The 23,363-nt window shown below is 54.7% G+C and carries 20 protein-coding genes; 17 read left to right on the top strand and 3 right to left on the bottom strand.

Annotation, left to right across the window (positions count from 1 at the left end; all coding sequences use genetic code 11):
* The first annotated feature begins 263 nt into the window (after window positions 1-263).
* From alaS to BLO51_RS04685, 10 genes are all read left to right on the top strand, one after another.
* Window positions 264-2,885 carry an alanine--tRNA ligase gene (gene alaS, locus BLO51_RS04730; protein ID WP_090667529.1) on the top strand — a complete coding sequence of 874 codons (2,622 nt, stop codon included), beginning with the start codon at window positions 264-266 and terminating at the stop codon, window positions 2,883-2,885.
* A gap of 77 nt (window positions 2,886-2,962) precedes the next feature.
* Window positions 2,963-3,226 (top strand): IreB family regulatory phosphoprotein, encoded by a 264-nt coding sequence (locus BLO51_RS04725; protein WP_025850272.1) that lies wholly within the window; start codon window positions 2,963-2,965, stop codon window positions 3,224-3,226.
* Between the two features lie 61 nt (window positions 3,227-3,287).
* Window positions 3,288-3,710 carry a Holliday junction resolvase RuvX gene (ruvX, locus tag BLO51_RS04720; protein WP_090667524.1) on the top strand — a complete coding sequence of 141 codons (423 nt, stop codon included), beginning with the start codon at window positions 3,288-3,290 and terminating at the stop codon, window positions 3,708-3,710.
* Window positions 3,711-3,716: 6 nt separating this feature from the next.
* Window positions 3,717-4,043 (top strand): DUF1292 domain-containing protein, encoded by a 327-nt coding sequence (locus BLO51_RS04715; RefSeq protein WP_090667521.1) that lies wholly within the window; start codon window positions 3,717-3,719, stop codon window positions 4,041-4,043.
* A gap of 70 nt (window positions 4,044-4,113) precedes the next feature.
* Window positions 4,114-4,410, top strand: a complete 297-nt coding sequence (locus BLO51_RS04710) for a DUF1292 domain-containing protein (protein WP_036689997.1) — start codon at window positions 4,114-4,116, stop codon at window positions 4,408-4,410.
* 85 nt (window positions 4,411-4,495) lie between these two features.
* Window positions 4,496-5,554, top strand: coding sequence for an endolytic transglycosylase MltG (gene mltG / locus BLO51_RS04705; protein WP_090667519.1), 1,059 nt, complete (start codon window positions 4,496-4,498; stop codon window positions 5,552-5,554).
* A 32-nt stretch (window positions 5,555-5,586) separates the two neighbouring features.
* Window positions 5,587-6,528: a peptidase U32 family protein gene (locus BLO51_RS04700; RefSeq protein WP_090667517.1), complete on the top strand. Its 942-nt coding sequence runs from the start codon at window positions 5,587-5,589 to the stop codon at window positions 6,526-6,528.
* A 32-nt stretch (window positions 6,529-6,560) separates the two neighbouring features.
* Window positions 6,561-7,850, top strand: coding sequence for a peptidase U32 family protein (locus BLO51_RS04695; protein ID WP_090667515.1), 1,290 nt, complete (start codon window positions 6,561-6,563; stop codon window positions 7,848-7,850).
* Between the two features lie 381 nt (window positions 7,851-8,231).
* Window positions 8,232-10,409 carry a methyl-accepting chemotaxis protein gene (locus BLO51_RS04690; protein ID WP_090667513.1) on the top strand — a complete coding sequence of 726 codons (2,178 nt, stop codon included), beginning with the start codon at window positions 8,232-8,234 and terminating at the stop codon, window positions 10,407-10,409.
* A 117-nt stretch (window positions 10,410-10,526) separates the two neighbouring features.
* Complete coding sequence (locus tag BLO51_RS04685; RefSeq protein ID WP_090667510.1) at window positions 10,527-12,338, top strand: peptidoglycan D,D-transpeptidase FtsI family protein; 1,812 nt, start codon at window positions 10,527-10,529, stop codon at window positions 12,336-12,338.
* A 91-nt stretch (window positions 12,339-12,429) separates the two neighbouring features.
* Here the strand turns inward: BLO51_RS04685 and BLO51_RS04680 are convergent, their stop codons facing one another.
* Window positions 12,430-13,719, bottom strand: coding sequence for an ATP-binding protein (locus tag BLO51_RS04680; protein ID WP_245719531.1), 1,290 nt, complete (start codon window positions 13,717-13,719; stop codon window positions 12,430-12,432).
* Between the two features lie 325 nt (window positions 13,720-14,044).
* On the opposite strand from BLO51_RS04680, the gene BLO51_RS04675 reads away from it, so the two are divergent.
* The 3 genes from BLO51_RS04675 (at window position 14,045) to BLO51_RS04665 (ending at window position 16,900) form a co-directional block, all read left to right on the top strand.
* Window positions 14,045-15,274, top strand: a complete 1,230-nt coding sequence (locus BLO51_RS04675) for a DUF2157 domain-containing protein (RefSeq protein WP_090667504.1) — start codon at window positions 14,045-14,047, stop codon at window positions 15,272-15,274.
* A complete protein-coding gene (locus tag BLO51_RS04670) occupies window positions 15,267-15,806 on the top strand; it encodes a GDYXXLXY domain-containing protein (protein ID WP_090667500.1) in 540 nt (179 codons plus the stop codon). Before BLO51_RS04675 ends, BLO51_RS04670 begins: the two co-directional genes overlap by 8 nt.
* A gap of 221 nt (window positions 15,807-16,027) precedes the next feature.
* On the top strand, window positions 16,028-16,900 hold the full coding sequence (locus BLO51_RS04665; protein WP_090667497.1) for a lipoate--protein ligase family protein: 873 nt from the start codon (window positions 16,028-16,030) through the stop codon (window positions 16,898-16,900).
* 17 nt (window positions 16,901-16,917) lie between these two features.
* Here BLO51_RS04665 and BLO51_RS04660 read toward each other — a convergent pair whose 3' ends face one another.
* Window positions 16,918-17,646, bottom strand: a complete 729-nt coding sequence (locus BLO51_RS04660; protein ID WP_090667493.1) for an alpha/beta hydrolase — start codon at window positions 17,644-17,646, stop codon at window positions 16,918-16,920.
* A 216-nt stretch (window positions 17,647-17,862) separates the two neighbouring features.
* Here BLO51_RS04660 and pdhA point away from each other — a divergent pair, with 216 nt between their 5' ends.
* From pdhA to lpdA, 4 genes are read left to right on the top strand one after another with little or no spacing between them, the layout of a single operon-like run.
* Window positions 17,863-18,933, top strand: a complete 1,071-nt coding sequence (gene pdhA, locus BLO51_RS04655; protein WP_090667490.1) for a pyruvate dehydrogenase (acetyl-transferring) E1 component subunit alpha — start codon at window positions 17,863-17,865, stop codon at window positions 18,931-18,933.
* Window positions 18,934-18,953: 20 nt separating this feature from the next.
* Window positions 18,954-19,934 (top strand): alpha-ketoacid dehydrogenase subunit beta, encoded by a 981-nt coding sequence (locus tag BLO51_RS04650; RefSeq protein WP_090667487.1) that lies wholly within the window; start codon window positions 18,954-18,956, stop codon window positions 19,932-19,934.
* Window positions 19,935-19,968: 34 nt separating this feature from the next.
* Window positions 19,969-21,315 (top strand): dihydrolipoamide acetyltransferase family protein, encoded by a 1,347-nt coding sequence (locus BLO51_RS04645; protein WP_090667483.1) that lies wholly within the window; start codon window positions 19,969-19,971, stop codon window positions 21,313-21,315.
* A gap of 6 nt (window positions 21,316-21,321) precedes the next feature.
* Window positions 21,322-22,740: a dihydrolipoyl dehydrogenase gene (gene lpdA, locus BLO51_RS04640; protein WP_090667479.1), complete on the top strand. Its 1,419-nt coding sequence runs from the start codon at window positions 21,322-21,324 to the stop codon at window positions 22,738-22,740.
* Window positions 22,741-22,859: 119 nt separating this feature from the next.
* Here the strand turns inward: lpdA and BLO51_RS04635 are convergent, their stop codons facing one another.
* Window positions 22,860-23,111: a YkgJ family cysteine cluster protein gene (locus tag BLO51_RS04635; RefSeq protein ID WP_090667476.1), complete on the bottom strand. Its 252-nt coding sequence runs from the start codon at window positions 23,109-23,111 to the stop codon at window positions 22,860-22,862.
* Window positions 23,112-23,363: the final 252 nt, after the last annotated feature.

Genomic DNA, 23,363 nt, shown 5'->3' with positions numbered 1-23,363 from the left:
TGGAGGCGTCATGCGGCAAGCTTGCTTGCAGTCTCGCAGCTCCAGCTGGGAAAACCTTTCTAATGAAGGATGACCGAACGCTCATTTCGGAGCGCGGATTCAAAAAGTCCGCCGGGCGGGCCCGTTATCGTCCGGACAGAGGAGATTGTGAAGGCGTATCCATGCAGCCGCACAATAACCAGGGTGGTACCGCGAGCAAATCGTCCCTGTTTCAGGGGCGTTTTTTTGTATTAAAATGAAGTGTCGGGAGGAAAATGAACCCAATGAAAGCAAGTGAAATTCGCGCAAAATGGTTGAAGTTTTTTGAGAGCAAGGGGCACACGATCGAGCCCAGCGCTCCGCTTGTGCCACACAACGATCCGTCGCTGCTGTGGATCAACGCAGGCATGGCGCCCCTGAAGCCGTATTTCGACGGCCGTGTCGTCCCGGAAAATCCGCGGATCGCGAACTCGCAGAAGTGCATCCGCACGAACGATATTGAGAACGTCGGCAAAACGCGCCGTCACCATACGTTCTTTGAAATGCTCGGCAACTTCTCCATCGGCGAATATTTCAAGGAAGAAGCGATCACGTGGGCCTGGGAGTTTCTGACGAGCCCCGATTGGATCGGCTTCGATCCGAACCGGTTGTCCGTCACGGTATATCCTGAGGATACCGAAGCGTTTGAGCTGTGGACTAAAAAGATCGGGCTGCCGGAGGAGCGCATCTATAAGCTGCAGGAAAATTTCTGGGACATCGGCGAAGGTCCTTGCGGCCCGTGTACGGAAATTTTCTACGACCGCGGCGACAAGTACGGCGATCTCAGCGATCCCGAGTGCTGGCCGGGGGGAGAGAACGAGCGCTTCCTTGAAGTATGGAACCTTGTCTTCTCGCAGTTTAACCATAACAAGGACGGCAGCTATACGCCGCTCCCGAACAAAAACATCGATACCGGCGCAGGCTTGGAGCGCTTCGCTTCTATTCTGCAGGATGTCGATTCGAACTTCGATACCGATCTGTTCCAGCCGATCATTCAAAAGACGGCCCAGCTTGCCGGCGTGACTTACAAGCAAAACGAAGAGTACGACGTGGCGCTGAAAGTAATCGCCGACCACATTCGTACCGTTGCCTTCTCCGTCGGCGACGGCGTGCTTCCGTCCAACGAGGGCCGCGGCTACGTCATCCGCCGTTTGCTCCGCCGCGCAGTGCGCTACGGCAAGGTGCTCGGCATGGACAAGTCGTTCCTGTATACGCTGACCCCAATTGTCGGCGAGGTAATGGGTGTCTACTACCCGGAAGTGGTCGAAAAACGCGAATTCATCGAGAAGATCATCCGCATCGAGGAGGAGCGCTTCCACGAGACGCTGTCCGATGGCCTTGCAATTTTGGCTGAAATGGTCGAGAAAGCCCGCAACGAAGGCAGCACGGTCATCAGCGGCCCGGATGCGTTCAAGCTGTACGATACGTATGGCTTCCCGTTCGATCTGACCGAGGATTTCGCTGCCGAGAAAGGGATGACGGTCGACCGCGCAGGCTTCGATCAAGCGATGCAGGAGCAGCGCGATCGTGCCCGCGAGGCCCGCAAAGAGACCGACAGCATGAAGGTGCAGGGCGGTCCGCTGGCGGATCTCACGGTTAAAAGCGAGTTTGTTGGATATACTGATTTGGTAACTGCTGCTAAAGTGATCGCGGTCGTGCATGAGAACCAATTCGTCGATCTGGTCGGAACGGGCGAGACGTGCCAGGTGATTTTGGACCAAACTCCGTTCTATGCCGAAAGCGGCGGTCAGGTCAGCGATCACGGATATATTACCGCAGGCGATACGGTGCTCAAGGTTGAGGACGTGGGCAAGGCGCCGCACGGCCAGTACGTGCATACCGTTGTCGTGGAAGCGGGCGTGCTGCGCAAGGGCGACACCGTCCAGGCAACGGTAACGCAGGATGTGCGCGAAGATATCATTAAAAATCATACGGCTACCCACCTGCTGCACAAAGCGCTCAAGGAAGTGCTTGGCGAGCACGTGAACCAAGCCGGATCGCTTGTTGCGCCCGAGCGCCTGCGCTTCGACTTCTCGCACTTCGGCAGCATTTCCGCAGAAGAGCTGCAGGAGATCGAGCAGCGGGTTAACGCCCAAATTTGGAAGAGCATCGAAGTCGAGATTTCGCTTAAACCGATTGCCGAAGCCAAGGCCATGGGCGCTATGGCGCTTTTCGGCGAAAAATACGGCGATATCGTACGCGTCGTGCAGGTCGGCGGCTACAGCCTGGAGCTGTGCGGCGGCTGCCACGTACGGAACACGAGCCAGATCGGCTTGTTCAAAATCGTCAGCGAGTCGGGGATCGGCTCTGGCGTGCGCCGGATCGAAGCGACGACGGGGCGGAACGCCTATCAATATTTGGACGGGCAGCTGCAACTGCTGCGCGACGCCGCAAGCCTGCTGAAATCGAATATCGGCGACGTGCCGAAACGGATCGACGGATTGTTTGCACAGCTTAAGGAAGTATCGCGCGAGAACGAATCGCTCAAAGCGAAGCTTAGCGGCATTGAAGCAGGTTCGTTGACCGATCAGGCGAAAACGGTGGACGGCGTAACGGTGCTTGCCGCTCAGGTGAGCGCAGGCGATATGGAGTCGCTCCGCAATATCGTCGATCAGATGAAAACGAAGCTTGGCTCGGCCGTGATCGTACTCGGAGCTGCTGCAGAGGACAAGGTCAATCTGGTTGCGGCCGTTACACCGGATCTGGTGTCGAAGGGCTACCACGCCGGCAAGCTGATCAAGGAAGTCGCTTCCCGCTGCGGCGGCGGCGGCGGCGGCCGTCCGGATATGGCGCAGGCCGGCGGCAAGGACGCTTCCAAGCTGCAGGAAGCGCTGCAAAGCGTGGAGCAGCTCGTCGCGGCAAAATAATAATTTCGCCGTCAACAGGAATTTTTAGGATCGTGGCGAATAAGTCAGTATTGATCAATGCAGGGGGGTGCCTCTAAATGAGTTCGATGGATAAAACGATGAAGTTCAACGTAAAAGCGGAAGAGATCGAGACCTCGCCCAAAGAAGTCATTCTAGCGGTGTATGACGCGCTGCAGGAGAAGGGGTACAATCCGATCAATCAAATCGTAGGCTATTTGCTTTCGGGCGACCCGGCTTACATTCCGCGTCACAACAATGCGCGCAGCATCATCCGCAAGCGGGAGCGGGACGAATTGATCGAGGAACTGGTCCGTTCCTACTTGCAGCACTATAAATCCTAAAAGTCCGGTGAATGCAGCGGCCTATTATTCAACGGACTTAGCCACCAGACTGGAGAACCTAATGCGCTTGATGGGACTGGATTACGGGGACAAAACGATCGGCGTCGCCGTCAGCGACGAGCTCGGTTGGACCGCGCAGGGGCTTGAAGTGATCCGGAGAACGACCGAGGAGCGCGATATGGCCCGCCTTCGGGAGCTTATCGCGCAATACGGCGTCACGGAAATCGTCGTAGGCCTGCCGAAAAACATGAACAATACGATCGGTCCCCGTGGAGAAATTTGTATCGCATTTTCAGAGCAACTGCATGAAACCCTACAATTGCCGGTGCATTTGTGGGATGAAAGGCTGACAACCGCCTCCGCCCGGCGCACGCTGCTGGAGGCGGACGTTAGCCGCAAGAAACGAAAGCAGGTCATCGACAAGATGGCGGCTGCGCTCATTTTGCAAGGATATATGGATGCCCAATCCAACTCGAAGAGGTGAAGAACGGTGACAGATAAAGACCAAAATGTCAATCAGGAGCAACTGCAGGAAGAGCCCGAAATTATTTACATTCCCGATGAAGAAGGCAACGAAGAAGAGTTCGAAGTCATCATGAAATTCGAAGTGGACGGCTCGGATAAAAAGTACATGATGGTTGTTCCTGTCGATGCCGACGAGGAATCCGACGAAGTGTACGCGTTCCGCTATGAAGAAGACGGCGACGATCTGCAGCTGTACACGATTGAGGACGAAGAAGAATGGAATATCGTGGAGGAAACGTTCAACACGCTGATGGACGAATTCGACGACGAGGAAGAAGAACCGTCCAAGTAAGGCGGCGCCCGTCCTCCCGTCCGGGAGGGCGTGCCGTTTGCATAAGGAGGCTGGAACGTTGAACCCGAATATGGAAGCAACGCCGACCCGTCAGTTGCGGGAAACGTTCGGAGATGATATTATTTTGTATGACGAAGAGCAGGAATCCGTCGTCTATCGTATCGTTTCCGAATTGATCCTGGGCGATCAAGGGTACGCGATGCTGGAAAAAGCGAAGCCGGGCAAGGAAGACGAACCGGAAATTTACCGTGTGACACGGAAAGATGACGGGGAGCTTGAGCTTGAAACGATCGAAGACGACGATGAATGGGAAAACGTCTCCGAGCTTTTCGACGAGTTGACTTTTCCGGCTGACGAACAGTTGTAATGTACAACTTTTTTCTTAAGGAAGCTTGAGCGGAGATGATCCGCTCTTTTTCGTTTGTTTGCAGAGATTTAAAAGGAGCGGCGCTGTGAAACGGGTATGGATTTGGGGAACAATAGGAATTGTTGCAATGGTGGCCGGAGCCGGTACCGGGTTTGGGTGGTATGTGACCCGCTCGCTTCAGCCGATGCCGGCTTCGGAGACGGAGCAGCGCATCGCGCTGCCGCCGGGTGTCGGAACGGGGCAGCTGGCCTCCGAACTGGAGAGCAAGGGCATTATTCGCAGTGCCCGCGTCTTTACGTGGTATTTGAAATACAAGCGGGAAGGCGGCCGTTTCCAAGCAGGCGAGTACGCCATGACGCCCGGGCTGTCGCCGGACGAGATTATCGACCGCCTGAACCGGGGCGATACGGTTAAGGAAGCCGGTATTCGTCTGACGGTGCCCGAGGGCTTTACCGTGCGACAGATTGCGGAAAAGCTGCAGCAGCAGGAAGGCGTTAACTTGCAGCAGTTCATGAATCTTGTACAAGGCTACAAGGGGGCTGAAGGCTCCGCAGCGGCGCAAATTCCGGCCAACGCGTCCTTACGGTCCCGTCTCGAAGGGTATTTGTTCCCGGAAACGTACGAATGGAAAAAGGGTACGAGTCCGCAAGAGATGATCGAGACGATGACGCAAGAGCTCGACAAGAAGCTCGGACAGCTGCCGCAGGATTGGAAGCAGACATTGGCCCAGCGCGGCTTGACCGTGCATCAGATGCTGACGCTGGCCTCGCTCATCGAGCGCGAGGTTGTTGTCGAAGACGAGCGAGCGCTCGTCAGCGGCGTTATTCATAACCGCTTAAAGCAAGGCATGCCTTTGCAAATCGATGCGACCGTACAGTATTTGTTCGACAAGTCGAAGGAACGGCTGTTTGAGAAGGATTTGCAGATTCAAAGTCCTTATAATACGTATTTGAATAAAGGGCTGCCGCCCGGACCGATTGCAAGTCCGAGCCTCGCCTCGATCAAAGCGGCGATTTATCCGGTAGATACCAAATATTTGTTTTATGTAACGAAGAAGGACGGAACCAAGGCGCATTTGTTTGCGGAGACGTTCGAACAGCATAAGAAGAATATCGCGGAGAGCGCCAAAAGCGCCAAGCCGTAGCTATACAATGTGAGGAGAAGGTGAGCAGACAGATGAAAAAACCGGAACTGTTGATTTCGGCCGGATCATCCGAAGAAGCGAAGAAGTATATTGCGGCAGGGGCGGACGCGGTCCTCGTAGGCGAGCACCGGTTCGGCTTGCGGCTTCCGGGGGAAGTGACGGGGGAAGAGCTGGCATCGCTTGCTGCATGGGCGCATGATCACGGAGCGAAAGTGTATGCAGCCGTGAATAATATTATGGACAACGAATTGCTGCCCGAGCTGGAGAAGTATGTGGGCCAATTGCAGCAATTGGGCGTCGACGGCATCGTCTTCGGCGATCCGGCTGTGCTGCTGGCGGTTCGCAGCTTCGCACCCGGCATGCGTTTGCACTGGAACGCGGAGATGACCTCTACCAACTACGCGACGGCGAAATATTGGGCAAGCAAAGGCGCGGCCCGCATGGTGCTGGCCCGCGAGCTGAATCTGGAGGAGACGCTGGAAATTGCGCGGCAGCTTGACGGTTCGATGGAAGTCGAAGTGCAGGTGCACGGCATCACAAATATATATCATTCGAAGCGGAGCCTGCTAACCAATTACAAGGAGCATCAAGGGCGTCCTCAAGAGCTTGAAAGGCTGGAGCTCGATAAAGAGGAAGGCTTGTTCCTGATCGAGCAGGAGCGGCCGAACGAGCGATATCCGATCTACGAGGATGCGAACGGCACGCATATTATGAGCTCGGATGACATCTGTGTGCTGGATAGCCTGCACGAGCTGATGGAAGGCGGCATTGACAGCTTCAAACTGGAGGCGTTGCTGAAGTCGCCGGAGTACAATGAAGTGGTTGTTCGCGGTTACCGGCAAGCGATAGACGCGTATATGGCGAATCCGGACGGCTACGAGTTTCAAGAGGAATGGCTGGATGCCATCCGCGCGCTGCAGGACGAACGGCGCGAGCTGACGTACGGATTCTTTTTCAAAGAGCAGGTTTATTAACCTAATTCGAAATACAAGCGAGGTGGAATACCATGACATTGTTGAAGCAAGAGCTGCTCGGCAAGCGAGTGCGGTTTGAGAAGCCCGAGCTGCTCGCGCCGGCCGGCAGCTTGGAAAAGCTGAAGTTCGCCGTTCATTACGGGGCGGATGCGGTATATATCGGCGGGCAGCAATACGGGCTCAGGTCGAACGCGGACAACTTCACCTTCGAGGAAATGCGGGAAGGGGTCGAGTTTGCGGAGAAATACGGCGCCAAAGTATTCGTCGCTACGAATATTTATGCCCACAATGAAGATTTGTCGGGCCTAGAAGACTATCTTCGCGGCATTCAGGATGCGGGCGTGCATGCGATCATTGTGGCGGACCCGATTATTATCGAGACGTGCAAGCGAGCGGCTCCGAAGCTGGAAATTCACCTGAGCACCCAGCAGTCCACGATGAACCGGCAGGCCGTGCAGTTCTGGAAAGAAGAAGGCATCGACCGGGTCGTGCTTGCCCGCGAGGCAACTATGGAAGAAATCGTCGAGATCAAGACGCACGTCGATATGGAGATCGAAGTTTTCGTCCATGGGGCGATGTGCAGCTCCTATTCGGGACGGTGCGTGCTGTCGAACCATTTTACGGATCGCGACTCGAACCGCGGCGGCTGTTCACAGTCCTGTCGCTGGAAATATGATCTGTTTACGACCGAGGAAGAGCAGAACGGACCGCAGATCGGCATCAAGGAAATTCCGCTGTTCCAAGCGGGCGACAATCCGTTCTCGATGAGCTCAAAGGATCTGTGCATGATCGAGTATGTTCCCGAGCTGATTCGCGCCGGCGTCGACAGCTTCAAAATCGAAGGCCGTATGAAGAGCGTTCACTACGTGGCTACGGTCGTCAATGCGTACCGTCAGGCGATCGATGCGTATTTTGCCGATCCGGAGCATTACGAGATGAAGCCGGAGTGGCTGTACGAAATTCAGAAGGCGGCTAACCGTCCGATCAATACCGGTTTTTTCTACGACCGTCCGGGTCATGAGGACCACATCTTCGAGCCCGAGGACAAAGCGGCTCCGTACGACTTTGTCGGCGTTGTGATGGAGTACGACGAAGCAGCGCAGACCGCGCTCATCCAGCAGCGGAACCATTTTAAGCCGGGGCAGGAAGTGGAGTTCTTCGGTCCGAAGGGCACGTTCTTCAGGCAGGCGGTGTGCGAACTGCAGGATGAAGAGGGCAAAGCGCTCGACGCTGCGCGGCATCCGCTGCAGCTTATCCGGATGAAGGTGGAGCAGCCGGTCCGTCCGTTTGATATGATGCGCAAAAAAATGAGAAATTCGTAAATGGCCGCGGCATAACCGCCGCTTGATGACGCTCCGTCCCCTAGGGACGGGGCTTTTTGGCGTTCGCAGTATGATCCCGGCGCTAAGATTAGGTCAAATGGCCTGAGTATGCGCCTTCGGTCATGTAGTCGTGTTTTTTGTTAAAATATCTATAACATTTTACCTACTTGGTCCCGATATAGATAAAGATACTCTTTTTTTATTAATGAAAAATTTATATATTTCGTAAGGCGATTATGAATTGAGGCGGTGGAACGAATATTTTTTCGATCGCAACCCGATGAACTAAAGGGATTTTGATAGTTCATGTCGAATGCCAAGATTATCCGGTTAAATTCTTGCACACTTAACAAACTATTACATATTTAGGTGGTGTTTCCTGTGAAGGATCAATGGTCTTCACTTAAAGCCAGCCTGCAAAAAGCCGGCAAATCGTTGAAAAAGGGGCTTCCCAATTCGTCTGATCCGAATCGTCCCGAAGGTTCGCATGATTCTAAAGTCGTGGATTCACTGAAAAAAGTAGGTCTTATGAACTTGTTGAGGTCGGTAGGGGGCAAGCTGTTCCTTATCTTTTTTATCAGCATCTTGTTTTTCGTGTTGACCGTAGGTCTGACTTCTTATAACATCTCCAAAGGAGTTATTCAGAAAAAGGTGGCCGATGCGTCGGAAGGCACGATTACGCAAGCCGGGCAAAAGCTCGATCTGCTTTACGCCACCTACGAAGACTTGTCGATGCAAATTTTGTTGGACGAAGATTTGAAAAAGCTGATTGCGGATATGGATAACGTCAATAAAAACAGCTACGATTTTCTCCAGTTCCGGCAGAAGCTTGGCGACAAGTTGAACGTTTATTCGTACTCGAACAAAACGCTGAAGTCGATCTATTTGTTTAAAGCAAGCGGAGAGCCGATAGCTTCGGCCGGAGCAGCGATGAATAAGGAAAGTCTGGCGCAGGAAGATTGGTTCAAGAAGATCGTTGAAGGGAACGGTAAAGCGACTTGGCTGGAGTCCAGAGCGAAGGGCTATTCGGATTCGCTCGGCAATTCGGGCACAGCTTCGTTCGGTCTGGGCCGCGTACTGAAGAACACGACGACCAATGCCGTACAGTCCGTGCTTCTGTTGGAAATCAACCTGGAAGCGGTCGGTAAGGAACTCAGCCAAATCTCGATGGGCGAAGGCGGTAAAACGGTCATCGTCACACCGGACATGAATTACATCTATAACCAGGACGCTGCGGTGATCGGCAAGCCGAGCGATTTTGGGGTAACGAAGGAAGCTTTTGCCGAAGACAAAGGAAAGCTGCAAAACAGCAGCCGGGACATGCAGCTCGTTTATTTCAAATCGACCAAAACAAACTGGCTCTTGGTCGGCGCGATGCCGGTGGCGGAGCTTGTGAAGGATGCGGGCATCATCTTCGGCATGACTTGGCTGATGGCCTTTGTGGCAATGATTATCGCCGTTGTCATCGGATATTTCATCGTACGAATGATCGGCCGTCCCGTCGCTCAGCTCAGCAACTTGATGAAAGAAGGAGAGCAAGGCAATCTGAAGGTGCGAATGACCGTCACGAGCCGAGACGAGATCGGGCAGCTTGGTCAAAGCTTCAACCAGATGATGGAAAAAATTACGACACTGGGGCAGCAGACGAATCATTCCGCTAACGAGGTGCTGCAAACGGCGTTGAGCTTGTCGGACGCTTCGAAGAAAACGGCTACATCGGCTAAGGAAATCGCCGTCGCTACGGAAGAGATCGCCAGCGGCGCATCCAGCTTGGCCATGGAATCCGAACGCGGCAACGAGCTGACTCACAATATCGGCATGCAGATGAAAAGCGTGGTCGACGCCAACATCGTCATGGGCTCCGCAGCTTCGGAAGTTCAAGCGTCGAGTAAGCAAGGAATCGAATATATGTCCGAGCTGATCGGCAAAACGAACGCAACGGAAGCGATGACCCGTTCGATGGTGGAGAAGGTCGATAATCTGAAGGAAAGCACCCGCTCCATTCGCAAAATTTTGGACGTGCTCAACAACATGACGAAGCAAACGAACATTTTGTCGTTGAATGCTACAATTGAAGCGGCCCGGGCCGGTGCGGCGGGGAAAGGTTTCATGGTCGTCGCGGACGAAATCCGCAAGCTGGCCGACCAATCCAGACAATCGATCGCGATTGTCGGCCAAATTACCGAAACGATTCAGAAGGAAATTGACGAGACGGTGAACGTGCTTTCTCAGGCTTACCCGATTTTCCAGGAGCAAATCGAATCCGTGAAAGAAGCCGATTCGATCTTTAAGCAAGTTGATTCGCAGATGGGCGAATTCATTGAACGATTGTCCGAAGTAACGGAATCGATCAGCGAGCTTGAAGCGTCGCAGATGGTGCTGAGCGATGCGATGTCCAACGTCAGCGCGGTGGCCGAAGAATCATCCGCGACTTCGCAAGAGGTGGCATCCTTGAGCTCAGAGCAAATGAACATCAGCTCCGGTCTTGTGAAGCTGTCCGAGAGTCTCGAAGATCTGTCGAACTCGTTGAAGGAACAGCTGTCGAAATTCCAAATTTAAGGCAGGTCTGCGCGGCGTCTTCTCCATTGGGGAAGGCGCTTTTTGTTTGGATCGTTTGCAGAGGGCGGTTCCTGACTATACTTGTATCATCATACAAGGTGCTGGCAGGTGCTTGGGATGGACAACGGAACAAAGCTGCAAAAGAACCGGATTTTTATCGTATTGCTGCTGGTCATCGGGGTTTTGGCCGCTTGGAATTTACGGTTGTTCTGGATTCAAGTGGCGGCCTCCCGCAGCTTGACGGAACGAAAGATCGACTTGGTGGAAAACTCGGTCATTCAGCGGGCTCAAGGTCTTGTGCTCGACAGCGGGCGGGGCGACTTTACGGACCGAAACGGCGTCCCTTTGACAGGAACGGCGCAGAAGGTTTTGGTCGTTTTCCCTATCCGTGAAGAAGAGTCTGCGGGGAACGATACGGCTGCTGCGATGGACCGGGTGGCAAGCATCGTAAACGCTCCGCTTTCCGCTTGGCAGCCCTTTGTCCGCCAGTTGAAAGGTCCTGCCATTTGGTCCGTGTCCGGCCGTCCGGTACCTTTGACCGACGCTCAGGCTTCCAAGATCGAGGCTTTAGGTCTGAAATCCGTCCGAGCGATGATCTTCAAGCAGCGCTACGCCGAGCGGCAGTCCGCAAGTCAGGCGCTTGGCTTCATCGGGCAAAATCCCGAGCGGATAACGAGGCAGTTCACCGACCAAATCCATAAGGGGGAGCTGCAGCTCACGAGCAAAATCGGCAATTCCGGGCTGGAAAAAACGTTTGAGCCTTGGCTGCAGGGCATCGGGCCGTCCTCCGTCTCGCTTTTTACCGACGGCTTGAAGCGTCCGCTGCCCGGACTCGATACGCGCCAAATCACTCCGAGCAACCCGTATTATCCGCTTAAAGTCGTCACGACACTCGACTCCGGGATACAGCAGCAAGTCGAACGGACCTTGGAGCGCTTGCATGTGACGGAAGGCGCTGTCGTCGTTTTGGATATTCGAAATGGGGATACGATCGCGATGGCCAGTACGCCCGCGTTCCACCCGGAGCATATCGATCTGGCCCAAGGAAACTGGAGCAACAAGGCATTAAAAGCGGTCGCCCCCGGATCGATTTTTAAAACCGTGACTGCCGCCGCTGCTTTGGAAGAAAAGGCGGTGAAAGCGGACGAAACGTTCGATTGCACAGGCGCGCTTGGAAAATACGGCTTTACCTGCTGGAAGAAGGAAGGTCACGGTAAGCTTACGTTGGAAGAAGGCTTCGCCCAATCGTGCAATATCGTGTTTGCGAAGGTGGCGCAGCGGCTTGGGGGAGACAAGCTGGAGGCTTACGCGCACAGGCTCGGGCTGGAAATGTCCGTCGGCTGGAGCGGAGACGTGCCGCACCGAAAAGGCTTTCGGCAATGGGATGCCGAGGAACAGGGGCAAATCTATGCCGCTGCATCGGACAAGTCGGACGAAGGGGTGCTGGTACAGACGGCCATCGGCCAGCGTGACGTGTTAATGACGCCGCTGCAAGCCGCTAACTTGATCGTGGCGTTGTATAATCAAGGGAAGGTAGCATCGCCGCGAATCGTGCGGGAAATCCGGTTCCGGAACGATCGGTTATACCAGTCGTTCTCGCCTCATGAGCTCGAGCAGGCTGCTAAACCGATCAAGCCGACGACGGCGAAGCGGCTGCTGGGTTGGATGGCCGAGACGGTGGAGCACGGCACCGGGAAGGCGTTGCGGTCGGCGAAATGGAGCTTGGCCGGGAAATCGGGGACGGCACAGGTTAGGTTAAAAAGCGGAAGGCCAGGCGAGAATCATTGGTTTATCGGCTACGGTCCTGCGGAACAGCCTCGCTATGCCGCCGCGGTGCTCGTCCAGAACGTCCCGGAAGGAGGCAGCCATAGGGCGATCCCGCTTTTTAAGGGAGTGATGGATATTTTGGCTGACAGCTCTAAAAAGTAGAACTGATCACGCGAGGATTAATTGGAGGATATTGCGGGAGGCTGCGTTTTCGCGAGATGTACGGCGAAGACTCAGCCTTTTTTCATTGTGGTTAATGATAAGTGGAGGAGTGAAGTGATGGGATCAAAATCGAGAAGCAGGTGCCTTTGCCCACTTCGCTCGTCACGTCAATCCGGCCATGAATGTTTTGAATGGCACGGTAGGTGACCATCATGCCAAGGCCGGTCCCTTTGCCGCGGATGGAATAAAACGGCGTGCCGAGCCGCCCGACTTCATCCTGCGTCATGCCGATCCCCTGATCGATAATGTCGATGCATACCGTCTGATTTTGCAGGATGCCGACGATTTGCAGCTTCCCTCCGCCGGGCATCGCTTCAATGCCGTTTTTGCACAAATGCATGATGCATTGCGCGAACTTATCCGGATTGGCACTGATCATCAGCTTGTTCTGCAGATTCATTTCCACCGATACGCCCCGAAGGTCGGCGTACGACTGCAGCGTTTGGATCGTCTGTAAAATAAGCGGCTTGGCGTCCAGCAGTTCGATCTCTTCTAACTGGGGCTTGGCGAAAGATAAGTAATCGTTAATGATCGCCTGCGCTTTATCGACTTCTTGCAAGACCATCTGACTGTAAATTAGCCGCTTGTCTTCCGCCAAGTCGTTTTGACGCATCATTTGCACGAAACCGCGGGCGACGGTCATCGGATTGCGGATTTCGTGGGCGAAGGAGGCTGCCAGCTCGCTCAGCATATTCATTTTATTGTTATACTGCAGTTGCTTGCGCAATTCGATATTTCGCTTGATCTGCCTGATGATATAGACGACAAGTACGGCGGTAAACGAATGGATAAGGCTGAACAAAGCAAAAAACAGGAAGAAGTATCCGGTAACTGGTATGTGCTCCAGCCACATGGAGAACAAGGCGACAAATGCCGTAATCAATGACAAAACGAATCCGAGTCCGGCCGCGGTCGCGGTACTGAGAAGCCGGGCCGCATCGGCGATCCGGCGTTTAAAGTACCACAACAGAATGAGATTGAAGCCGAGGGAAATCGCCAGCGAATACATGCCATATCCTTCCGACTTCCAGTGGTAGCTCAAAATAATAGCGGCTACGCCGAGAGCCGGCAAAGGTCCGGCATAAAAAAAGCACAGAGCGAGCGGAATCAAGCGGAAATCGAACAAATATCCGGGAGAGAGCTCGAACGGATGCATCATGCTGACCAAAGAGGCGACCGCGCAGATGACGGTAACGATGATCTGGTTCGTACGCACGTTCACATGCAGAAGACGATCAATCCAAAACAGATGATACAGCATGACCGGCGTAATCACGATAAGCATGTTTAACAGCAACTGGTGGAGCAAGTTCAATGTCATCACCTTTTGGCAGTGTGTTTTTATCGATGGAGACGATCTTCATAAAGAACGATCTTGCAAATATTGCGTAAGCTAGGGTTTGGCTGGAGCCCTCCGGTGTGTGGTTCAAAATAGCTATTCTACCATTATATCGGACCGTTTGTAAAAATAAAATATGCGTAAGGAATGGAATTAGCATCGGAAAAATCCTTAGTTTTGTGCTAGTCTGGGAACGAACGTTCGAAGTACTAGCGGAAGTTAGTACTTCTTTTTCCTCTCGGGCGGGATATACTTGAGGTATCAACAACTTGCACAAGATTTTACGCAAACAAAGGGGTGCATTCCGATGAGCCGAAAATGGTTGGAGAAAGAAACTCCAATTTGGGTGGAGCGGGGCATCGTTACCCGCGAGCAGGCAGATCAGCTTCTAAACATGTACGAAACGAAAAATTATGCCGTCGGTCTGCTGCCGATTCTCGGAAGCATATTGGTCGGACTGGGCATTCTCAGTTTTATAGCAGCCAACTGGCAGGATATCCCGCAGCTTGTCCGCCTTGCCATGATCGCGCTGCTGATGATCGGCTTTTATGCCGGAGGCGAGCTGGCGCTGCGGCGCGGCCACGATAAGCTGGGCGTTGCGCTTGTCAGCCTTGGAGTCGTCAGCTTCGGTGGAGGCATCGTGTTGATCGGCCAAATGTTTCACTTGGTCGCTTACAACGCGGGAACGTTTATTTTGTGGGCGTGCGCGGGAATGGTTGCGACCTTTATATACCGCAGCCGATACTTGTACTTAATAAGTCTGCTTCTCTTTGATATCGCCCAATGGTACAGCGTAGCGGAATTCGATAACTTCAGCTATACCGCATTCGCGCTTCTGGCTGCCAGTCTCGGGTTTTACGGCTGGAAAAGGCGTCATCCGCTGCTGATCTGGTGCTTCAGCTTCAGTGTTACGGTGCAGGCGTTGATGTGGGCGATCGCCTCGGACGTGCCGTTCCTCTGGATGCTTATTCCGGCCATGGCGCTTTACGTCCTCGGCGATTGGCTGAAGGACGAACGACATGGAGGCTATGCGCTGCAGACGGCTCCGCTTGCCGCAGCATTTATTTTCGGGGTCGTGATGGTGATGATCGGACATGAAAGAGGGGCCGTCGATGACGGCAGGCTGCTTGCCGAACCGCTCTATTACTTCGGGGCGCTTATCCTTCTCTTTGCCGTCTCGCTGGCCGGCAAGCTGCGAAACGGCCGGACGTCCAGCGCCTTCGAATGGATTTTGCTCGCTCCGTTCGTTTACTTGCCTTCCGGCGTCGACGTTTTGTACCTACTGGCGATGTTTTTCTTCTCGCTATACGTGCTGTGGCGCGGCTATGCCGAGGAATGGCGGTTCAAGATCAACTTCGGGACGGTTTTGTTTATCTGCAGCACAATGGTGGCTTACGGCAAGTTGACGTGGGACTTTATGGACAAATCGCTGTTTTTCATTCTCGGGGGCTGTATCCTGATCGGCCTCAGCTGGTTCCTGAACCGGCGAAAAAAACGGTTTTTCCACGATACGAAGGAGGGGAACGGACATGTCTGACAAAGCTGTGACCGGCGGCAGCCGGCGTTCGCTGCTTACGACAGGCGTCGTCCTGCTCCAGGCGCTTGTGCTGATCGGAATCGCCCTTTCCTTCTATGCGGTCAGCTGGTTTGGAAAGGACATCCGCGTCCGAACGGTGCCGGTGGACCCGCGCGATTTGCTGTACGGCGATTACGTGACCCTTGGCTATGACATCAGCCGTCTCGACCCGTCGCTGTGGAAAGACGCGGCACGGAAGCCGGAGAGCGGCCAGCCGGTCTACGTGGTTTTGAAGCCGGGTGCGGACGGCATTGCCCAGCCAGTGGCTGTATATGGCTCGAAGCCTGCGGCGCAGGAAGGAGAGGTCGTGTTGAAAGGCCGGATCGACAATAGTTGGAGGGAAGAGATTTTCGTCAAATATGGAGTCGAAAAATACTACGTTCCCGAAGGGACCGGCAAATCGCTTGAGGATAAGGCCAGCCGGTTAATCGTGCATATGAAAGTCGCCCCGTGGGGCCAAGCGAAAATCGAAGGGCTCGAAGAGCAGTCGTAGCGCCGCGGCGATGATAACATATGAAAAAACTCGGCTTCCCGCAGTCCAGGGTAATCGAGTTTTTTGCTTTTTGCAGCCGTGGCAGAGAAACCGGGCCTTTGCCTTATGCGTACAGGGAGCGGTAAAGCCGGGGACTTGCAACGGCCGCCAGACCCTTTTAGAATGGGGGTAGTTTAGACGAGCCTGCGAAGCGGAATAAGGAAAGGAGCGGGTTAGCCGCTATGGACAAGGAAGAGATGACGCAGCCGCAGAAGAACGGGCTTTCAGATCTGCTGCTGCTGGACCGTTCGCAAGACGTAACGGAGCAGGACGTGCTGTATCCGTTTGCGCTGGAGGAGCTGCTGTGCAAGCATGTGGGCGAAGGCGGAGCGCCGCTATGCCACCTGTGGCGTCACCCGCGCGCGTTCGTTATGGGGCTGCGTGATAGCCGGCTGCCTGGCACGGCGGAAGCGGCCCGGTATCTGGAGGCGCAAGGCTACAACGTCGCGGTCCGCAATTCGGGCGGCGCGGCGGTGCCGCTTGATCTGGGCGTCGTCAACGTGTCGCTCATCATGCCGAAGCGCCGGGCCGGGGAAATCGACTTCCGTGACGACTTCGAACGGATGTTCGAGCTAATCCGGCTGGCGCTTCAAGCGACCGGATGCGAAGTGCGCAAAGGGGAGATTGAAGGGGCTTACTGTCCCGGAGATTACGATCTGAGTATCGGGGGCCGCAAATTTTGCGGCATCGCCCAGCGGCGGCAAGCCCATGCGTACGTCGTGCAGGCGTTCGTTATTGCCGAGGGGGCCGGGGCGGAGAAGGCGCGGCAAGCGCGCGAGTTTTACGAACGGGCTTCAGCCAGCGCGCAGGATCTCGATTTTCCGCGGGTGACGGCCGACAGCATGGCCAGCCTGGAAGAGCTGACCGATCTGGGCGAGGGCGCTGCGCTCAAATTCATGGAGGCGGTGAAACGGGTCGTGCGCGAGCGGCAAACTCCTGAAGGGATGGAGCGGGCGTCTGCGGGACTGTGGGTCCCGGAAGCTTCCCGGGTGCGGGAAATGGCAGCCCTGCTCCGCGAGCGTTACGGCATTCGCGGGGAGGAATCCGGCGAATAAGAGGTTTTGTTACCGATTCAAGTCAAAAATTGTTTCAGCATGCCAGGCAATTCATTTTGCCAGAAGCCCCAAATGTGTTTTCCCGGCTTTTCTTCATAATGCAGCGAACAGCTTCTCGTGACGAGGAGCTGTTTTGTTTTGCGGCTCGCTTCGACGAAATCGAATGATCCGCGCTCCGTCGCCACTTCCGTCTCGTCGAGCCCGATGACCATGGACAGCTTCAGCCATGACAAGTCGTCCTCGGCTTCGATCCGCTCCCGCGTCGATTGTAAAAATGCGCCGGACAAGGATATAACTTGGCAAAAAAGGCTACGATAATCTAAGGCAAGATGTAACGATACGGTGCCCCCGAGGGAATCGCCGGCTAAGACCCGCTCGTTCAAATCGGCGCGGACCGGGTAACGAACTTGTATGAACGGGATCAGCTCCTCAGCAAAAAACGCGCAGTAAGCGCCGAAAAGCTCTCCTTCGGGCGCATACTCGGAAGTGCGAACCGTTTTGTCCACGTCCACCCCGACGATGATGGCGGGCTCCACATTGTCATCGAAGATAAGCCGGTTCATCGTCGTGGCGATGCGGCCGAAATTAAAAAAATCTTCGCCGTCCTGGCAATAGATGACAGGATACGACAACAGCTCGTTGTAGCCTGGAGGGAGATAAACGCGCAGCGATCTTTCCTGCCCGAGAGCGTGTGAAAATACGGTTTCTTTTACGATGGTACGCTTGTAGTACAAGCTGTCGTCCAAGGGTAAAACCTCCCATTGTATTATAATAGTTTTATGTATTTTATTAATCTGTATTATTATTTTTTGTAAACTGTTATATACGTCTAATCGAAAAGAAATCATATTTTACAAGTATGTTCTTGTGCAATTCACTAAAACAGGTTTATTATAATACTATAACAGAAACACCCCAATTTCGACATCCCTTCAAAATCTATCGCTGAGGTGAATATGGAAATGAGCAAGCCTTATGTTGTGGGCGTACAGGAAGTACAGCCGTTGTCCGTTCTGGGCACCGACGGTACCGTTACGAATCCCGAAGCTATGCCGAATCTGACGGATGACCAATTGAAAGAATTAATGCGCCGCATGGTATTCACGCGTACGTGGGACCAGCGCGCTGTCAATTTGACGCGTCAAGGACGTCTCGGATTTTATGCGCCGGTTTCCGGCCAGGAAGCGACGATGGTCGGCAGCGAATTCGCGCTGAACAAAGACGATTTCATCTGCCCGGGCTACCGCGACATGCCGCAAATCGTATGGCACGGTCTGCCGATGTACCAAGCGTTCCTTTATTCGCGCGGACATCAGCATGGCGGACAAATTCCGCAAGACGTGCACGTCCTCATGCCGCAAATCATCATCGGCGCGCAATATTTGCATGCGATGGGCGTGGCGATGGCGTTCAAGCAACGTGGTGAGCAGCGCGTTTCCATTACGTACACCGGTGACGGTGGTTCGTCCGAGGGCGATTTCTACGAAGCGCTGAACTTCGCGGGGGCGTTCAAGCTGCCGTCGATTTTCATGGTGCAAAATAACGGCTACGCGATTACGACGCCGTTCTCCAAGCAAACGGCTGCGCTTTCTGTAGCGCACAAAGCGGTTGCTGCCGGAATCGAAGGCGTACAAGTAGACGGGATGGACGTGCTCGCAGTGGTCAAAGCTGTTCAAGACGCAGCAGAGCGCGGCCGCAAGGGTGAAGGAGCGACGCTCATCGAGGCGATAACTTACCGTTTCCTGCCGCACTCCATGTCTGGGGACGACCCGTCCAAATACCGCACGAAAGAAGAAACGGCTGAATGGGAGCTTAAGGATCCGCTGAACCGCTTCCGCAACTATCTCGTCTCCAAAGGCCTTTGGACCGAAGAGGAAGAAGCCAAAGTCGTCGAGGATGCGAAAAACACCGTCGCCGAGCAGATCAAGAAGGCCGAAGAAACGGAAAAAATGACGGTGCCGGGCTTGATCGACAGCATGTTCGAAACGACGCCGCAGCATTTGGAAGAGCAAAAAGCGGATTACTTAGCGTAAAAGGGGAGGAACTTTCAGCCATGGCTCAAATGACAATGATTCAAGCGATCAAGGACGCGATGCGAGTCGAGCTCCAGCGCGATCCGAACGTGGTCATATTCGGGGAAGACGTAGGTAAGGTCGGTGGCGTATTCCGCGCAACGGAAGGTCTGCAGGCCGAATTTGGGGAGAAGCGCGTATTCGATACGCCGCTTGCGGAATCCGCGATCGGCGGGATGGCGGTCGGGATGGCGATTCAAGGCTTCCGTCCGATCATGGAAATCCAGTTTGTCGGCTTTATTTTTGAAGCGTTCGATCAAATCGCCGTACAGGCGGCGCGCATGCGCTATCGTTCCGGCGGCCGTTACAATGCGCCAATTACGATCCGCACGCCTTTTGGCGGCGGCGTTAAAGCGGCAGAGCTACACACCGACTCGCTGGAAGGGCTGATGGTGCAAACGCCGGGGATTAAAGTTGTCGTGCCTTCCAACCCGTACGATGCGAAAGGGCTGCTCATTTCGGCAATTCGTGACAACGATCCCGTGTTCTTCATGGAGCATCTGAACTTGTACCGTTCGTTCCGCGCGGAAGTTCCGGAAGGCGAATATACGGTGCCGATCGGCAAGGCGAACGTCGTTCGCGAAGGCTCGGACGTCACGATCATTACGTATGGCGCTATGGTACACACTTCGCTTAAAGCGGCCGAGGAGATCGAGAAAACGCGCGGCGCGAAAGTCGAAGTCATCGACCTGCGCACGCTGATACCGCTGGACATCGACACGATCGTCGAGTCGATCAAGAAAACGAACCGTGCGATCGTCGTGCAGGAAGCGCAAAAAACGGCAGGCATTGCGGCGGAAGTAATCGCGCAAATCAACGAGAAGGCGATTCTGCATCTCGAAGCGCCGGTGCTGCGCGTAGCGCCTCCGGATACGGTGTATCCTTTTGCACAGGTCGAAGATCAATGGCTTCCGAATCCGGCCCGTATCGTCAAAGGCCTGAATCAAGTATTGGATTTCTAATATTTTACTATGACGCAAGGACGGTGAGCGACCGATGGCAAACTTTGAATACCGCTTTCCCGAGCTGGGCGAGGGCATCCACGAAGGCGAGATCGTGAAATGGCACGTAAAACCCGGCGATACGGTAAATGACGAAACGATCCTGATGGACGTTCAGAACGATAAATCGACGGTGGAAGTACCTTCTCCGGTAGAAGGGAAAATCATTGAGCTCAAGGTCTCCGAAGGTACGGTATGTACGATCGGCGACGTGATCGCTGTCATCGAAGTAACCGGCGAGGTGCCGCAGCAGGCCCATGGCCACGGCGAAGCGCCGAGCGCTGCGCAGGCGGCGACTCCGGCGGCAGCGCAAAGCGACGCAGACGCCGAGTGCGCGGTTGGCGGCGCCGTAGCGGTGAACGTGAACGCCTCGAAGCTGGATACGCCGATGGCCAGCGGTGCCCAAGCGGCAGGCGGCGAGCGCGCAGTGCTCGCGACGCCGAGCGTGCGCAAGTTGGCGCGTGAGAAGGGCGTCAACATCGCGGAGGTTACCGCGACAGGCAAGAACGGACGCGTGACGCGCGAGGACGTGCTTGGCTTCACGCCGGGCGCTGCACCGAAAGCGGCTGAAGCTCCGGTGGCAGCGGCTCCGGCAGCAAGTGCGGCGGCGCCTTCGGCAGCAGCGCCGATCAGCGGCGACCGCGAGGAAGAGCGCGTACCGCTGAAGGGTATCCGCAAGGCGATCGCGAATGCGATGGTCAAGAGCGCTTATACCGCTCCGCACGTGACTCTGATGGACGAAGTCGACGTGACCCGTCTCGTCGCGCTGCGCGAAAAAGCGAAGCCGGTTGCCGAGAAGAAGGGCGTCAAGCTGACTTACCTGCCTTTCATCGTGAAGGCATTGGTGGCGGCAGCCCGTCAATTCCCGGCGATGAACGCCATGATCGACGAAGAGAAGCAGGAAATCGTCTACAAAAAGTACTACCATATCGGCATCGCGACGGATACGGACAATGGTTTGATCGTACCGGTCATCCAGGACGCGGACCGCAAAAATATTTGGACCATTGCCGCCGCGATCAAGGACCTTGCGGTACGAGGCCGCGAAGGCAAGCTCGGTCCGAGCGAGCTGAAGGGCTCCACGCTTACGATTACGAATATCGGCTCCGCCGGCGGCATGTTCTTTACGCCGATCATCAACTTCCCTGAAGTGGCGATCCTCGGAACGGGCCGCATCAGCGAGAAGCCGGTCGTCAAAAACGGCGAAATCGTCATCGCTCCGGTCATGGCGCTGTCGCTCAGCTTCGACCACCGCATCATCGACGGCGCTACGGCACAAAACTTTATGAACTATATCAAGCAGTTGCTGGCCGATCCGGAACTGCTTGTCATGGAGGTGTAATCCAAGATGGTAGTAGGAGACGCATCGGTTGAAATTGACGTTCTGGTCATCGGGGCCGGCCCCGGCGGTTATGTAGCCGGTATCCGCGCAGCTCAGCTTGGCAAAAGCGTGCTGATCGTGGACAAATCCGAGCTTGGCGGCGTGTGTCTGAACCGCGGCTGCATTCCGTCCAAGGCGCTGATTTCCGCGGCGCATCATTACGAAGTGATCAAGCATGCCACGTCGATCGGGATTTCGGCGGAGAACGTGAACATCGATTGGGCGAAGGTCCAGGAGTGGAAAGACGGCATTGTCAAGAAGCAAAGCGGCGGCGTAGGGATGCTGCTGAAAGGGAACAAGCTGCAAATATTTAACGGCGAAGCGCTGTTCATCAACGAGAATGAAGCGCGCGTCTTCAACGATAACGAAACGGCGCGTTACCGTTTCAACCACTGCATTATTGCGACAGGCTCCCGTCCGATCGAGCTGAAAGCATTCCCGTACGGCGGACGCATTCTGTCCTCGACCGAAGCGCTGTCGCTTAGCGAGCTGCCGAAGAGCCTTGTCGTCATCGGCGGTGGCTATATCGGTATCGAGCTGGGACAAACGTATGCCAAGTTCGGCGCGAAGGTAACGGTGCTGGAAGGCTCCGATTCCATCCTGCCGGGCTTCGAAAAAGAACTGTCGCAGCCGGTGGCGCGCAACCTGAAAAAGCTCGGCGTCGAAGTCGTCACCGAAGCGATGGCTCAAGGCTGCGAGCAAACGGACAAAGACGTGACGGTAACCTACACCGTCAAAGGCGAAGAGCATAAAATAACCGCGGACTACGTGCTGGTTACCGTCGGCCGCCGTCCGAATACCGATGGCGACTTGTCATTGGAGCTCGCAGGCGTACAGGTCGGCGAACGCGGCTTGATCCAAGTCAACGAAAAATGCCAGACAAACGTTCCGCACATTTATGCGATCGGCGACATTGTACCGGGCATGGCGCTGGCTCACAAAGCTTCGTATGAGGCGAAAGTGGCGGCAGAATCCATTGCCGGAATGTCGAGCGTTGTGGACTACAAAGTTATTCCGGCCGTCGTCTTCTCCGATCCAGAAATCGCCGGCGTAGGTCTCAGCGAGACCGAGGCGAAAGCCAAAGGCATCAACGTGTTCACCGGCAAGTTCCCTTACGGGGCGAACGGCCGCGCGCAATCGATGAACGTCACGGACGGCTTTGTGAAGCTTGTCGGCGACAAAGACACCGGCCTTTTGATCGGGGCACAGGTGGTCGGCGCGGAAGCATCCAACCTGATTGCGGAGATGACGCTCGGCATCGAGATGGGCGCTACGCTTGAAGACATTGCGATGACGATTCACGCCCATCCGACGCTTGGCGAAATTACGATGGACGCCGCCGAAGGCGCGCTCGGCCATCCGATTCACCAGCTTGCTAAAAAATAAATCAGTCATACGAAAAACCCGAGGCGAGAGCTGCTTGTAAGCAGCTTTGCTTCGGGTTCTTCTTTTTATTTGAAATTGCGAACCAGCCCGGCAGGCCAAAGGCTCTTGTCTAAATACTCTCAGCTTGTCGCCCGCTCCAAAGCTTCCAAATACGCATAGGCCTCTTCGTTCGATCGGCCGCACATCTCTTCCGACGCTCGCAGGCTGCCGCATACGGCCGGACGTTTCGGGCTCCCGAACAATCCGCAGCGGTTATCCGCAGTGAGCTGGATGCAGCGAACCCCGGCAGGCTTGCCTTCCGGCATGCCCGGGATCGGGGATGAAATCGATATGACGATGCAGCAGGCGGCGCATCCAATCCGGCACTCCATAGGTCTTACCTCCCACTCTTTTGCGCTTGTACGACTAGTCCTCTTATTATACCATATCCTTTCCGATGATCAGGCAACCTGCGGGTTGTCTCTTTTTATGTCAGGAAGACACTATTAAAAATGGTAAATATGATTAAGTAGATAATTTTATCCCACCAAAGTTGAAATGTATACCTGTGACGCGTCATGGCGCGATTTTATAATAAAAGCAAGGTGAAGGTCACCGATACAAATATTGACATAGGGGGATTC

The organism is Paenibacillus tianmuensis (genome assembly GCF_900100345.1).
Classification (GTDB): Bacteria; Bacillota; Bacilli; order Paenibacillales; family NBRC-103111; genus Paenibacillus_G; species Paenibacillus_G tianmuensis.
This window is presented reverse-complemented; position numbering and strand designations above follow the sequence as displayed.